Origin of the sequence: Nitrosospira lacus (assembly GCF_000355765.4) — a bacterium.
Taxonomy (GTDB): domain Bacteria; phylum Pseudomonadota; class Gammaproteobacteria; order Burkholderiales; family Nitrosomonadaceae; genus Nitrosospira; species Nitrosospira lacus.
In genome coordinates this window covers 2,528,675-2,541,912 of the sequence record NZ_CP021106.3, presented here as the reverse complement: position 1 = coordinate 2,541,912, position 13,238 = coordinate 2,528,675, and the positions used below count along the sequence as shown (strand labels likewise).

Annotated in this window: 12 protein-coding genes; 3 read left to right on the top strand and 9 right to left on the bottom strand. The window is 54.0% G+C overall.

The genetic code is table 11. The features are described 5' to 3' along the window. The gene (locus EBAPG3_RS11520; RefSeq protein WP_004177447.1) at nt 1–468 is read right to left on the bottom strand and encodes a hypothetical protein; all 468 of its coding nucleotides are present in this window, start codon (nt 466–468) and stop codon (nt 1–3) included. 99 nt (nt 469–567) lie between these two features. Between EBAPG3_RS11520 and EBAPG3_RS11515 the strand changes: the two genes are divergently transcribed. Further along, on the top strand, nt 568–777 hold the full coding sequence (locus EBAPG3_RS11515; protein WP_004177446.1) for a hypothetical protein: 210 nt from the start codon (nt 568–570) through the stop codon (nt 775–777). Nucleotides 778–1,067: 290 nt separating this feature from the next. Here EBAPG3_RS11515 and hflX read toward each other — a convergent pair whose 3' ends face one another. The 4 genes from hflX to EBAPG3_RS11495 all read right to left on the bottom strand — a co-directional run bounded on the left by hflX (nt 1,068) and on the right by EBAPG3_RS11495 (nt 4,924). Further along, complete coding sequence (hflX, locus tag EBAPG3_RS11510; RefSeq protein WP_004177444.1) at nt 1,068–2,408, bottom strand: GTPase HflX; 1,341 nt, start codon at nt 2,406–2,408, stop codon at nt 1,068–1,070. A gap of 377 nt (nt 2,409–2,785) precedes the next feature. Beyond that, nucleotides 2,786–3,421, bottom strand: coding sequence for a MarC family protein (locus EBAPG3_RS11505; protein WP_004177443.1), 636 nt, complete (start codon nt 3,419–3,421; stop codon nt 2,786–2,788). 139 nt (nt 3,422–3,560) lie between these two features. Continuing rightward, nucleotides 3,561–3,980, bottom strand: coding sequence for a hypothetical protein (locus tag EBAPG3_RS11500; protein ID WP_004177439.1), 420 nt, complete (start codon nt 3,978–3,980; stop codon nt 3,561–3,563). Between the two features lie 2 nt (nt 3,981–3,982). After that, nucleotides 3,983–4,924 (bottom strand): zinc dependent phospholipase C family protein, encoded by a 942-nt coding sequence (locus EBAPG3_RS11495; protein WP_004177438.1) that lies wholly within the window; start codon nt 4,922–4,924, stop codon nt 3,983–3,985. Between the two features lie 380 nt (nt 4,925–5,304). Between EBAPG3_RS11495 and EBAPG3_RS11485 the strand changes: the two genes are divergently transcribed. After that, the gene (locus EBAPG3_RS11485; RefSeq protein WP_004177437.1) at nt 5,305–7,134 is read left to right on the top strand and encodes an ABC transporter ATP-binding protein; all 1,830 of its coding nucleotides are present in this window, start codon (nt 5,305–5,307) and stop codon (nt 7,132–7,134) included. A gap of 65 nt (nt 7,135–7,199) precedes the next feature. Here EBAPG3_RS11485 and EBAPG3_RS11480 read toward each other — a convergent pair whose 3' ends face one another. From EBAPG3_RS11480 to EBAPG3_RS11470, 3 genes are all read right to left on the bottom strand, one after another. Further along, the gene (locus EBAPG3_RS11480) at nt 7,200–8,144 is read right to left on the bottom strand and encodes a CysB family HTH-type transcriptional regulator (protein WP_004177436.1); all 945 of its coding nucleotides are present in this window, start codon (nt 8,142–8,144) and stop codon (nt 7,200–7,202) included. Between the two features lie 122 nt (nt 8,145–8,266). After that, on the bottom strand, nt 8,267–10,159 hold the full coding sequence (locus EBAPG3_RS11475; protein WP_040852088.1) for a family 2A encapsulin nanocompartment cargo protein cysteine desulfurase: 1,893 nt from the start codon (nt 10,157–10,159) through the stop codon (nt 8,267–8,269). Next, entirely contained in the window at nt 10,146–11,063 is a 918-nt protein-coding gene (locus tag EBAPG3_RS11470) for a family 2A encapsulin nanocompartment shell protein (protein ID WP_004177434.1), read from the bottom strand. Before EBAPG3_RS11470 ends, EBAPG3_RS11475 begins: the two co-directional genes overlap by 14 nt. Nucleotides 11,064–11,604: 541 nt before the next feature. Here EBAPG3_RS11470 and EBAPG3_RS11465 point away from each other — a divergent pair. After that, nucleotides 11,605–12,630: a sulfate ABC transporter substrate-binding protein gene (locus EBAPG3_RS11465; protein WP_004174788.1), complete on the top strand. Its 1,026-nt coding sequence runs from the start codon at nt 11,605–11,607 to the stop codon at nt 12,628–12,630. Between the two features lie 56 nt (nt 12,631–12,686). Here the strand turns inward: EBAPG3_RS11465 and EBAPG3_RS11460 are convergent, their stop codons facing one another. Continuing rightward, nucleotides 12,687–13,217 (bottom strand): protein YgfX, encoded by a 531-nt coding sequence (locus EBAPG3_RS11460; RefSeq protein WP_151898941.1) that lies wholly within the window; start codon nt 13,215–13,217, stop codon nt 12,687–12,689. Nucleotides 13,218–13,238 lie beyond the last annotated feature (21 nt).

The following is a 13,238-nucleotide window of genomic DNA, read 5'->3' as shown; positions in this document are numbered from 1 at the left end:
TTACGCGATCTTGCATGGAATGACAGCATCTTCGTCGTAGGTGTAGACCGCGCATAATCGATGATATCCATCCGCAACGATCACTTTTCCGTTAACCGGATCTCTTGTCAGAAGGAGGGGCGATAACTGCTCCCCCAATTTTATTTTCTGCTGGTCTTTTTCGACATGGGCGTTGCTTACCCCGAGCAATGATAGATTGGACGCCCTGAAAATATCTTTTGCCTTGAACTTCGATATCGATGCGCGTTTCAATTTATCCGCATGAGTGATGGCTGTCTGTTCGTCGTAGAGCAGGCAGAGGTACGATAGCGCTGCTTGATAGTCGTGCTCTTCTGGTTCGCTCAACCATTTGATTTCAACCTTCTTCGACATTCTCAACCCACCTTTGCTTTTCTTAATTTGAAAGTCACCGCCATCTCCCGATGAAGCGGTAACCAAAGCTGATTTGTTCTTCAATTGGAGATCCATCAATTCAACTTCCTGTAATTGCTACCAAAACAGGAGCCTCCCCAGACTTATCTTAGTCAGGAAATTCTTGCAGGAGACAGTCGAGGGGAAGCTCAGGATTTGTCTGAAATAAAGGCTTGCGGCGATTCAAGCACTTTTCGTTTCAAAGCCGGGCTAGTACTGGCAGTTAATCTTGATAACCAGACATCGCAAATCGGCGATATCCTTCATCCTTCCCTGTTACTCGACCTGTTCAGCGCAAGAGCGAGTCAGATAGCAGGTGTCGGTTTCTTTTTAGGTTTCTTTGCTTCTTTGGTTTTCTTTTGCTGACCTTTTGCCATGATGCTCTCCTTGCATTGATGATGTTCACATAGTAACAAAGGCAACCACTCGATAACTAGCGGTTCCTACTTGGATCATTTTACTTTTTGCCGCCATTGACCGTAGTTTTTCAAGTCTGGCTTAAGCCATTTTATACCTATCTGGTGTTGCTGCCGGTCGAATATTGACTATCCGTGCTGTTTGAAAATGATCAGGCGATTGCATCCCAACAGCTTACCGTTCTTTACTTTCTATCGGTTCCATCATGATTGGTCGGCAGCCGGTAAACAATTCGGAATTTATCGCACCTGGCTGAATTGCTCGCGCAGGTTCTTCACGGCGTTGGGCTCGCCGCGAACCCGAAAGAAGGCGCCTTCGTTGTCCGAGTACTCCTCCAGCACCTGACAGCTTGCGTAGATTCCCCCGCGCAGTTGCTGTGCCGACCAGGGAAGAAAAAGCTCGGCCTCCACCAAGTCCTGCTGGAAAAACGCGACGATCGCCTGGCGGAGCTTCGCGACTTCGTCAGGGCGGCGTGCACTCATCACGACGCAATTCGGGTACTGTGCCCGCAAGGCCGCTTCTCGCTCAGCTTGCGCCGCTGCGTCGCCGACGTGGTCGATCTTGTTGAAGACGCGGATGCGCGGCACGACATCCGCACCGATCTCCTCAAGCACCTCATCAGTGACCTCAAGCTGGCGCTCAACCCCGGGGTCGCTTGCATCGATGATATGGAGCAGCAGGGATGCATCAAGCGCTTCGTCTAGCGTTGACTTGAACGAGGCGACGAGCCCGTGTGGCAAATTCTTTATGAAACCGACCGTGTCACTGACGAGCACGCGTGGCACACTCTCCGGGTTAAGGGCACGCACTGTGGTATCAAGCGTAGCGAAGAGTTTATTTGCGACCAGCACCTCGCTTCCCGTGAGAGCCCGCATCAAGGTGGACTTGCCGGCGTTCGTATAACCGACCAGCGCCACACCAGCGAACCCTTGGCGCTCTTGCCGCCGCGCACGCTGCGTCTTGCGCTCGACTTCCATCGCGACGATTTCCTGTTGAAGTTCGGCGATGCGGTCACGGATCTTGCGTCGATCCAATTCAGTGTGCGACTCGCCGCCTCCCCGGCCGCCGACGCCGCTGCGCTGCCGCCCTTGCGGCCCCGCAAGCTTCGCCGCCTCGCGCAGGCGCGGTGCCATGTACCCGAGGCGCGCGATCTCCACCTGGGCGCGCGCAGCACGAGAGCGGGCGTTGCGATGAAAAATTTCGAGAATGACCATAGTGCGGTCCATTACCTCGCAGCCGGCCTCCTTTTCAAGGTTGCGCGCCTGCGATGGCGAAATCTCATGGTCGACCAGGATAATATCGATATCCCGGCTATCAGGGTTGGCGACTATTTCCTCGAACGCGGGGGGGTCGTTGTTCAAGAAGCTGCGTATTTCCTGCCGTTTGCCGACGCCCAGGTATGCCGTTCTGTCGAAGCTTGAGCGCTTCTGCACGAACGTGCGGACGACCTCATACCCCAGTGTTTTTGCAAGTTCGCGCAGCTCGCTCAGCGACGCCTCAAACTCGTCATCGCTCACGCCCGGTAGTTGTACGGCCGCTACAACGGCGTACCTGGATTTCTCTTCAATTTCTCTTTGCATTAGGAGATTACAGATCTTGAGTGGGCGAATTCAGATAGTACCTGCAAATGTGATAGCCGCTGGCGCTGAGTATGCAATTTATAACCATGCTTGTTGCTGCCGGGCATGAACGGCGGCATTGAAGCAGAAGCTCGACTGTCCAACCGCTGCTATCTGGAAATATGAACTTCCGCCTCGCACTCTCTATATTCAAAATGAACTAGCAGTCTATCGGATGTGAAGGAAATAATCAGCTGCAAAAACAGGACTTAAAAGTATCGGGCCCGCCATATTTCACCGCTTTTTCGGCCAATAGAACAACTATCGGCCTCAAGATCGTCAAAATCTGTCCTCGCCGAGCCATTTCTGTACTTCGATTCTTCAAGTCCGACAGGCTGCTAGGCCGGAGTAAGCATGGGAAACAGTCCACGTAACCCGGCGGCCATCATCTCCACGGCTATCGCGGCAAGGATAAGCCCTCCTACGCGCTGTATAACATCCAGAGTGGATTGCCGAATTTTCTTCTCCGCCTGGCAGGCCGTATAGAAAGTTATCCAGCACACGATACCCACGATAAAGATAGGCACCACGATGTGGACCAGATCTGCGGAGGTTTGCCATGCGCTATTTCCCATGACATAGCTGAATGCCGCCGGCCCGGCCAGCAGCGGCACCGCCAGGGGAACGATTGCCGCTTCCCGAACCCCATGTTCACTAGTGACCGAGGGAGATCCCTTGAAGGTTGATTCCTTCCCAAGAACCATTGCTATTGCCAGTAACAAGACAATAACCCCTCCACCAACCTGCATCGCCCCGAGTGATACGCCGAGTAATCCCAAAATGGGCATGCCGAGAAATGTTGCCACCAGCAACGCTACCGTGACGCTCAATCCAATGGTCCTGGCAAAGCGGCCTTTGCCGTGCAGATCAAGCCCCTCCGTGGCGGCGAGAAAAACCGGGATCATGGAAACAGGTCCCGCCAGCACGAAGAGCGTGATGGTCTTCTTGAGAATTAGCGCTAAAATTGAAAGCATTATCTAGCCGAAATAGGTTGAATATCGCGCATCTATTCTGAGAGGGAAATGGATGGCTGATCTTTTCAAAGCTGACGCCGGATCAGCGATTCGGCGAGCAGACAGGTAACGGTCCTGGGAGAGGCAAGTGCAAGGGCGGTCAATCTTTCCCGCAAACCGCTTTCGTGTCGATCGAGAATTCGCATGGCACCGGTTCTCCCATCCAGCGATTGCGGTCCATGGGGCCGCTGCATCCCGCATCTTCCAGTAACGCATGCGTGCCGGTTGCATCGCATACCAGCACGACCGAGTGGCGTTCGTAACGCAATACCCTGACCTTATAGCCCTTGAAATTCTCCAGCAGGATCGGGTCGTGCCGGGTTGCCAGCGCGAGCAATTCGCGTTCGCTCAATCCCGGTGGTGGATCCTTGTATCGCACCGTCGATTCCACCGCTGCCGCCAGTTTGGTCAGCGCGGAAGCCTTGATATACATTTCCTCGCTATCAACACGCCTCTGGCTGGACGCGCAACCTGCCAGGAAAGAAAGTACAAGTATAATGGTAACGGTGCTTTTGATCATGATCAGGCCATGCCTCTCCTGTCTTTCCAGTAGACATAGGCGCCATTATCGTCTTTGCCGGTGTCCAGATTCCAGTTAACCGCCGCCATTTGGTAGGCATCATCGTTTTTAAAAACAGCATCGGCAATATGCGACCAGGCGGCCAGTACATTTTCCATCGCCCGGTCGAATATCTGGTCATAATTCATCACACCCATAGGCGTCGCCAAGCCCACCAAATATTGCTTGTCGAGATCGGCAATAGCCGGATAGGTCAAGCCGATATTGGCGGCGACATGGCGGGCAAAGGGGGGGAGCACATTGCCTTCTTCCGCCTTGTCGACAATGAACTTGAATGCGCCGTGCCAGTTATCGATGATGGGAGGGTCGCTTTGATAGGGATCGGAATAGCAGCTCTCAAGCATGTTCTGCCAGATGCTTACAATTGCCGGGTCGAGCTTTCCGCTGCCGGGCGTATCGCAGCAGCCCCAGATTCCCGAATCCAGATGCTCGGCCAAGCCTACTTCTCCGATGTTCAATCGCTGGAAAATATAGGCATCCTGATGCATTTCACAGATCCTGTGCTTCCCCTTGTTCTTCTGATATTCACCTACCTTCAGTTCAACGACAGGGTGAATGGTCACATCGGTTACCACATGGCTGGTGTATCCGAGCAACCAGGAGAACGTTTTTTGCCGCGATACACCATTCAGCTTCCTGATCAGGTCGATTCCCGCTTTGACCATGTCGCCGGTTTTTTGGTAGTGCATGCGATCCGCCCAGTGACAGGCATCGGGATGGGCGATATCCAGGTAAGGATAGTCGGGGCTGACCGCGCCAAGTTCGCAAAAGCGGAAGTAATCCAGTACTGAAACGATTGCCTCGGAGGTGAAGCCGTGGCTCTCGAGCTTGGCCGGTTCCCTGATCAGATTGACCAAGGTGAGGTGTGCATAGGCGCCTGGCATTATAGTCCCATTATTTTATACATGAGCTGTTTTCCAGTTGTCGCCCTGCCCAGACCGCGTCGCCCTGGATCTTCTTCCTTGTATCTTGCATGCTTTTGCGCAAGAATATCCTGGCTGCTCCAATATCTCGCGCAGAATTCGAGCGGAAGACGGCGTAGTCACAGAGCAAATTGTCGGCCCTTTCGGCAGGTTCTTTTTTTTAGCTGATAAGCAAGTGGCCCCATACTTGCGGTCCATACTCTTCAGCGTCACCCTTCTCCTTGCCATCAAACAGCACGCTCAGGTGAATATTGCACCAAAATCATCTGAATTACTATATTTGGATGGCTTTGCAATGCGATCAGGCATTACGTTCAGCATATTAATGATTAAGGCTTCAAATGTTTAATTATTTTGAGAAAGTGATTTATCCCTATCCTGATACCACCGACAGGATTCCACCAAAGGGTTTTTTGGCATTCATTTGGGAAGCCACCGATGGTATACGGCGGTATCTTGTTGCGATGACGCTGCTTACCGCGAGTATTGGCGCATTTGAAGCGCTATTGTTCGCCATTCTGGGGAAAGTCGTCGACTGGCTGGGCCAGATACCGCCTTCTCTTTTGTGGCAGCAGGAGCGGTATACGCTTCTGCTGTTTGCAACGATATTGGTGGCCAGTCCGGTATTGGTGGGATTGCAAAATCTCGTTAAGCACCAGGTGCTGGGGGGAAATTTCCCGATGCGGCTGCGCTGGAATTTTCACCGGCTGATGCTTAATCAAAGCATGAATTTTTATCAGGACGAATTTGCCGGCCGGGTAGCGGCCAAAGTCATGCAAACCGCACTCGCGCTGCGTGATGTCTGCTTTATTCTGGGAGACATACTCGTTTATGTGACGATTTACTTTTTGACGCTGATTGCCGTGGTGGGCAATTTCAATATGTGGATGCTGATACCCTTCATGGGGTGGCTGGTCCTCTACATTCTTGTATTGCGATATTTCGTACCGCGAATGAGCCGGGTTTCCCAGTTGCAGGCCGACGCGCGGGCGCTCATGACAGGGCGCATCAGTGATGCCTATACAAACATTGCCACCGTCAAGCTCTTCTCCCACGCCGGCAGGGAAGCGGGTTACGCAAGATCTGCCATGCAGGAGTTCCTGAAAACGGTACATGGGCAAATGCGATTGATCACCGGTTTTGAAACGGTGAACCAGGTCATGGGAGCGAGTCTTATCATCAGCGCGGTTGGAGTCGCTTTATGGCTGTGGACAGAAGGTCAGGTCGGCGTCGGCGCTGTTGCGGTCGTCGGTGCCATGACGCTGAGACTTAACGGCATGTCGCATTGGGTCATGTGGGAAATGGCATCGTTGCTGGAACAGGTCGGTACGGTGCGGGACGGCATCAATACGCTGTCGCGAGCGCATCTGGTGACCGACTGTCCGGATGCAAAACCTCTCCAGATTAACAAAGCCGATATCCGCTTCGAGGACGTGGTTTTCAGCTACGGAGGAACTACGCCTGTCATCAATCATTTTTCATTGCATATCCGACGCGGCGAGAAAATCGGGCTGGTTGGGCGTTCAGGCGCGGGCAAATCCACGCTTGTGAACCTGCTGCTCCGATTTTATGACGTTGAGCAGGGAGGCATACTGATCGACGAACAGGACATCAGGCACGTTACCCAGCTCAGCTTGCGCGCCAATATCGGCATGGTCACCCAGGACACATCGCTCATGCACCGCTCGGTGCGGGACAATCTTTTGTATGGCCGGCCGGATGCCACCGATGCGGATATGATCGCCGCCGCGAAACGGGCCGAAGCGCATGATTTCATCGCGGGTCTGACCGATCCCGCGGGACGCAAAGGCTATGATGCGCATGTCGGGGAACGCGGGATAAAGCTCTCGGGTGGTCAGCGCCAGCGGATTGCAATAGCGCGTGTGATGCTGAAAGATGCGCCAATACTTTTACTGGATGAAGCCACCAGCGCATTGGACTCCGAGGTGGAGTCGGCAATCCAGTGCAGCTTGTACCGATTGATGGAAGGCAAGACCGTGATAGCCATCGCACATCGGCTATCCACCATTGCGGCGATGGATCGTCTGATTGTGATCGATAGGGGACGTAGTGTGGAGGAAGGGACTCATCAAAGCCTCATCACGTCGAGCGGTCTGTATGCGCGCCTCTGGAGTCACCAAAGCGGTGGATTCCTGGGGGAGGATGTGTAGCGCCAGGCTCGGATATTTAATCTACTCGATCAAATGCCGCACCTGTCCCGTGCCAAAGAGCGAACTCAGTCGTCGAGTTCCACGTCCACCTCGGGTTTGACGCCTGAGCGGATTGCTGCCTCGGTCAGCGATGGCAGGCAAAGCTCGATGAAGCGGTAGGCATACCCGCGCAGATAGTGGCCGCGCCTGACAGAAATATTCGTGGTATTTTTCTGGAACAGGTGCGAACTGTCGAGCAGGTGGAGCTGCGTATCCCGCACCGGATTGAACGCCATCGAGGCTACGAGACCCACCCCCAGTCCGAGTTCAACGTAGGTTTTGATAACGTCGGCGTCCAGGGCCGACATCGCGATATCGAGTACAATCCCCGCCTTCGCGAAGGTCTCGTCTATTCCTGACCGCCCGGTAAAACCTTCATGATAGGTAATGACGGGGAATTCGGCGATCGCTTCGAGTGTGAGTGGATGCGCTGATTCCAGCGGATGGCCGGGCGGCACTATGACTGCGTGATGCCAGGAGTAATAGGGAAAAGACGCCAGTTCCACAACGCTCTCCAGTGCTTCGGTGGCGATGCCGATATCGGCGACGCCATCGAGCAGCATCGATACAATCTCACCGGGGCTGGACTGATGCAGGATGAGATGAACGTTGGGAAATGCCTTCTTGAATCGCGTTACCACGGAAGGTAATGCATACCGCGCTTGTGTATGCGTGGTCGCGATGGTCAGACGTCCCTGATCCTTATTGCTGAATTGTTCCGCCAAGCGCTTGACGTTTTTTGCGTCAAGCAGAATCCGCTCGACAATCTCCACCAGTTCCTTGCCGGGGTCGGTCAATCCGAGCAGCCGTCTGCCCTTGCGGACGAACAGTTCGATGCCCAATTCATCTTCCAGATCTTTTATGTGCTTGCTGACACCCGATTGCGACGTAAACAAGGCATTTGCCGCTTCGGTAAGATTGTAGTTCTGCCGGACTGTTTCGTGGATGATGCGTAGCTGCTGAAAGTTCATGGGGCTAATAAACTCTATTATCCGGGATTATTTTATGCCTGGGCTCGAATGCATGAATAAAGGAAGCCTGCCCCAAACCATCCTATGGGCAGGCTTCATCCACTTTCTGAATACCCGCTATTTCAATAATTGTAGCGGCCGCCTTGCAGCCGCTTCAGCGCAGCGACCAGCGTATCAACGTCCGCATAAGTATTATACAGCGCCAATGACGGACGCACCGTACTTTCATAGCCAAAACGCCGCAGGATAGGCTGCGCGCAGTGATGACCGGCGCGCACCGCAATGCCTTCCCGATTCAGGGCTTCACCGACCTCTTCAGTGGCGAATCCCTTCAGCGCAAACGACAATACTCCCGCCTTGTCCGGTGCGGTTCCGATAAGCCGCAGACCCGGGACGCTATTGAGACCCCGTGTTGCATAGGCCATCAGGTCGTGCTCGTAACGGCTTATGTTGTCGATACCCACGCGTTCCACATAGTCGATCGCGGCGCCCAGCCCCACCGCGTCGGCGATATTGCCGGTTCCAGCTTCAAAACGCGCGGGTGCGGCATTGTATGACGTCTTCTCAAAGGTAACATCCTGGATCATGTTGCCGCCGCCTTGCCAAGGTGGAGAGGTATTGAGCAACTCCAGTTTGCCGAACAGGGCGCCGATGCCGGTCGGACCGAACACCTTGTGGCCCGAGAAAGCAAACCAGTCGCAATCGAGTTGCTGCACGTCTACCCGCATGTGCGAGACCGACTGCGCGCCATCCACCAGCACGCGGGCACCCACGCGGTGCGCCATTTCAATCATCTGGCGCGCCGGTGTTATGGTGCCCAGCGCATTGGAAACGTGCGAGAGCGATACCAGCTTGGTGCGCGAGCCGAGCAGTTTCTGATATTCATCGAGCAATATCTGGCCATCGTCATCCACCGGCGCCACACGCAGTTTCGCACCTTTTTCGTTGCATAGTTGCTGCCACGGCACGATATTGGCATGGTGTTCCAGCCAGGTGATGACGACTTCGTCCCCTTCGTTGACATTTTGCCGGCCCCAGCTCTGCGCAACAAGATTGATCGCCTCGGTCGTCCCTCTGAGGAAAATAATCTCATCGGCGGACGGGGCGTTGAGGAAGCGGCGTACCTTCTCCCGCGACTCCTCGTAAGCATCGGTGGCGCGTGCTGCCAGTTCATGCGCCGCGCGGTGGATATTGGAGTTTTCGTGCTGGTAGAAGTAGGTGAGGCGATCGATGACAGATTGGGGTTTCTGCGTGGTGGCGGCATTATCCAGCCAGATCAGAGGGCGGCCATGCACCCGTTCCCTAAGGATTGGAAAGTCGCGCCGCACGGCGTTGGCGTCAAACGCGGGGTGTGCCGAGACAATCGCCGACATTTGCCCCGTGCGGGCACCACCGCCAAACGGCATAGCCTCGTCCAGGAAATAGAACGGCGGCGCGCCAGCCGAATTGACGGGCAATGCGCCTGTACCAGCGGATGAAGCGGCGCTTATGCTGGGTATGCCAGATGGCAAAAAGGTGGGCGGATCATTCAGTTCCGGGGGAAGCGGCAGCGAGAATGCCGCAAACGTATCGGCGTAGGGAAGATCCACGCCGAGCGCCGGAATTTTCAGGGCCTGGGCTGTTCCCGCTGAATAGGGAGCGGTATAGTAAGATCCCAGAGGCGCCGCCGAAGGCATCACGGATTTCGGATCTGGCGCGGTTGCTGCCGGATGTAAGGCTCCGTAGGGAACCGTCGAAGGAGCCTCGGATGGCGCCATGGATCTCGGATTTGGCGCCGCAGCTGCCGAATGTGGAACCTCGTAGGGAACTTCGGAAGAGGACCAGGCAGGAATTCCGGCCCTCATTCCGGAAGAAATACCGGAAGGAACGCTGGAAGGGTATGCGGAAACGCGTTCCATGCCTGGCGGAGTGGAAAACATCTCATTCACCATGCGCGTAAGTTCCCCGATATCGGGAAGATAGCCCGGCGTACCACCCGAAGTTTCTCCCAGCTCTGGTCGATTACTTGTACTCATGATATTTGCCCACATCGACATTTTCGAGCATGCCGACGGCGTCTTCGGTCAATACTGCCAGCGAGCAATACAAGGAAATCAGGTAGGAAGCGATGGCTTGATGATTGATGCCCATGAAACGCACCGAGAGCCCCATGCCTTGTTCGCCCGCCAGTCCCGGTTGATAGAGTCCGACAACGCCCTGACGGCTTTCCCCGGTGCGCAGCAACAGGATGGAAGTCTTGCCCTTGACCACATCAATCTTGTCGCAAGGAATGAGGGGGAGACCGCGCCAGGTGAGAAACTGCGAGCCAAACATGGTCACGGTTGGAGGCGGTACGCCACGGAGCGTACATTCGCGTCCAAACGCGGCGATTGCCTGCGGGTGTGCCAGAAAGAAACCAGGCTCTTTCCAGACGCGTGCAATCAGATCGTCCAGATCATCCGGAGTGGGTGGACCCGACCGCGTTTTTATTCTCATGAAGTCATTTACATTATTGAGCAGGCCATATTCCTTGTTATTCAACAACTCTCTTTCTTGGCGCTCCTTCACAATTTCAATAGTCAGGCGAACCTGCTCGTGAATCTGGTTGTGCGGACTGCTATACAGATCGGAAACTCGAGTATGCACGTCTACTACGGTATTGACCGCGCTCAACACATATTCCCGTCCCCATTCCTCGTAATCCACAAAAGTAGTGGGCAGTTCGCGTTCGTCCTTGTTGGAGCAATCCACTTCAATCCTATCTGGGTCCTTTACCTTGTTTACACGGTAGATACCGGCCTCGACCGGCACCCAGTGGAGCACGTGAACAAGCCAGCGTGGCGTAATAAGCCGCAGTTGAGGAACGGTTTTAGTGGCATTGGCAAGCGTGCGTGCCGCCACGTCTCCCAGCGCTGTGTGTCCTTGATGAATATCCGCCATTTCATTCTCCTTTGTTGAGTGTGTAGATAATGTTGATGCCCGAATGAAGCAATGCAAGCTACTATATATAGCAGATTATTATTAGGTTATATTAAATAAGTATATAAATTTCTTTTATTTTGAATTTTTTATGCGGAAATTCATTGAATTTGCGGTTTTCCTTACCTTGAAAGCGCAATTCGATGTATCTGGCGATGGACTCGCGCGTAGGTTTCCACGGGTTTTGGTGGTCTCAGGAAAAAAAGGGCGCCAGCCAATGGCCGGCGCCACGAATCGAAACAAAGGAGAAGATAACCACGCGTTAAAGTTACCAGCTACGCGTTTTGCAGGGAACCAATAACATTTCATTTACTTATCTCTTTTATGGATAAGTAAGGTAAGGCTTACAATTTGGCCGTCCAAAACAGGGAATGTGGAACCGATATGTGGTGCGGGATTTATTCGGAGTCCGCCTGATAAGCTATGCACATTTTCTTGGTTTGATGCGGGGAAGATGAGTGTTAGATTTCTTTTCTGATTATCAGCATTGGAGGAAATCAAAATGGCTTTCATTAAATCCCACAAATCCCATATCGCTGTTATCGTATTGATATCCTTGGTCAGCCTGGGTGCCGCGTATGCTGCATTGCAGACATTCTCTCCTGTTTCCGCTCACGATCCCGCCCGCGAGCTGTATGCGGATTTGAATGAGGCATTCGCCACCCACTGGAAAGCCCGCTCCGGTGTGGATATCAGCATTGGCCTCGCCCGGAGCAAATCGGGGAAACCGATACGCGCTGTGCTGGATGGACTCAATATTCCAACTCTTGCCCTGTCTTACGATGTGGGTAAGCTGCGCGAAAAAAACCGGTTCATTGCTCCTGCCTGGAATCAAACCCTACCGCAAAACATGCCCAACTTCTCAGTGCATGCCTCGCCCTATACTTCGACCATTGTGTTTCTGGTGCGCAAGGGAAATCCAAAGAAACTGATCGACTGGAACGATCTCCTGCGTCCGGATATAGAAGTGGTTACGCCCAATCCGAAGATTTCTGACAACGGCCGCTGGAATTACCTGGCGGCATGGGAGTATGCGTTCAGGCAGCCGGACGGCGGCGAAGCGGCTGCGCTTGAATTCGTCAGGAAATTGTTCGCTCATATCAGATCGCCCGCACCCACTGACTTCATCGAGCGAGGGATCGGGGACGTACTGCTGGTGTGGGAGAATGAAGCTCATCTGCTGATCCGCCAAGCCAGCGCAGAAGGTGCGGAAAAATTTGAAATTGTCACGCCATCCATGTCTATAGTGGCCGAACCCGCGGTCAGCGTTGTGAGCGCGGTGGCTGACGGGAACGGCGCGCGTGAAGTGACCACCGCTTATATCGATTATCTCTACACTCCCCAGGCCCAGGAGATTGCGGGCAAGCACTATTACCGCCCGCGTGATGCGCAGGCGGAGGCCAAGTATGCAAGTCAATTCCCTGCGCTGGAACTGTTCACCCTGGAAGAGGTTGCCGGCGGCTGGCAGCAAGCCCAGAAAACACATTTTGCCAAGGGTGGAATTTTTGAGCACATTCAAAGGAATTAACCTGCATCAAGCTGGGATAGCAGACTCATAATTCCGGAATGAGACGGGTTGCTGTCTCATTCCGGATCTTTCCATTTCCACCGCAGCATTACTCGCAACTGCCTGAATGTCTCCGCGTCTATTCCGTCCGGCAGAATCGCTACGCTGCGCCCGGAGAATATTCGCGCTGGCGGGCGGGGAGTCAGGAGACCGGAAGGAGTCAGGGATGACATGGATTCCCCGGACGCCAGGATTTTCAGCGCCCTCAGTTCGATGACCGTGAGATAAGGCGCGACAAAACTGCTGCCGAGCACGCTGCAGGCAATTCGTTCCCCGCGCCGCAGTTCGAGCGTACAGATCATTTCGTCCGATAGTTCGAGCCCTGTCACCGATGCCGGTGAGCGTAGCAATGCGTAACGCCTTAAATGGAAAAAAAGGCTGAGTATCAGAATAGCGCTGCCCATCAGCTTGGCTGCCGCAGGCAGCATCAGCGGCCACAATAGCCCGATAGCGGAAAAATGGGCAAGACCCAGTATCACGGCAAGGCGCATGGAAGGCTGCAGCTGGATAATCAGCAAAGGGGGAGTGGGTGATGAGGAGGCAGCCATGATCCGATTATCTCATTTCAG

Excerpts from the sequence above, each read along its gene's own strand:
- EBAPG3_RS11520 (WP_004177447.1), bottom strand. The coding sequence starts at position 468 with ATGGATCTCCAATTGAAGAACAAATCAGCTTTGGTTACCGCTTCATCG.
- EBAPG3_RS11495 (WP_004177438.1), bottom strand. The coding sequence starts at position 4,924 with ATGCCAGGCGCCTATGCACACCTCACCTTGGTCAATCTGATCAGGGAA.
- EBAPG3_RS11480 (WP_004177436.1), bottom strand. The coding sequence starts at position 8,144 with ATGAACTTTCAGCAGCTACGCATCATCCACGAAACAGTCCGGCAGAAC.
- EBAPG3_RS11485 (WP_004177437.1), top strand. The coding sequence starts at position 5,305 with ATGTTTAATTATTTTGAGAAAGTGATTTATCCCTATCCTGATACCACC.
- EBAPG3_RS11500 (WP_004177439.1), bottom strand. The coding sequence starts at position 3,980 with ATGATCAAAAGCACCGTTACCATTATACTTGTACTTTCTTTCCTGGCA.
- EBAPG3_RS11505 (WP_004177443.1), bottom strand. The coding sequence starts at position 3,421 with ATGCTTTCAATTTTAGCGCTAATTCTCAAGAAGACCATCACGCTCTTC.
- EBAPG3_RS11460 (WP_151898941.1), bottom strand. The coding sequence starts at position 13,217 with ATGGCTGCCTCCTCATCACCCACTCCCCCTTTGCTGATTATCCAGCTG.
- EBAPG3_RS11475 (WP_040852088.1), bottom strand. The coding sequence starts at position 10,159 with ATGAGTACAAGTAATCGACCAGAGCTGGGAGAAACTTCGGGTGGTACG.
- hflX (WP_004177444.1), bottom strand. The coding sequence starts at position 2,408 with ATGCAAAGAGAAATTGAAGAGAAATCCAGGTACGCCGTTGTAGCGGCC.
- EBAPG3_RS11465 (WP_004174788.1), top strand. The coding sequence starts at position 11,605 with ATGGCTTTCATTAAATCCCACAAATCCCATATCGCTGTTATCGTATTG.
- EBAPG3_RS11470 (WP_004177434.1), bottom strand. The coding sequence starts at position 11,063 with ATGGCGGATATTCATCAAGGACACACAGCGCTGGGAGACGTGGCGGCA.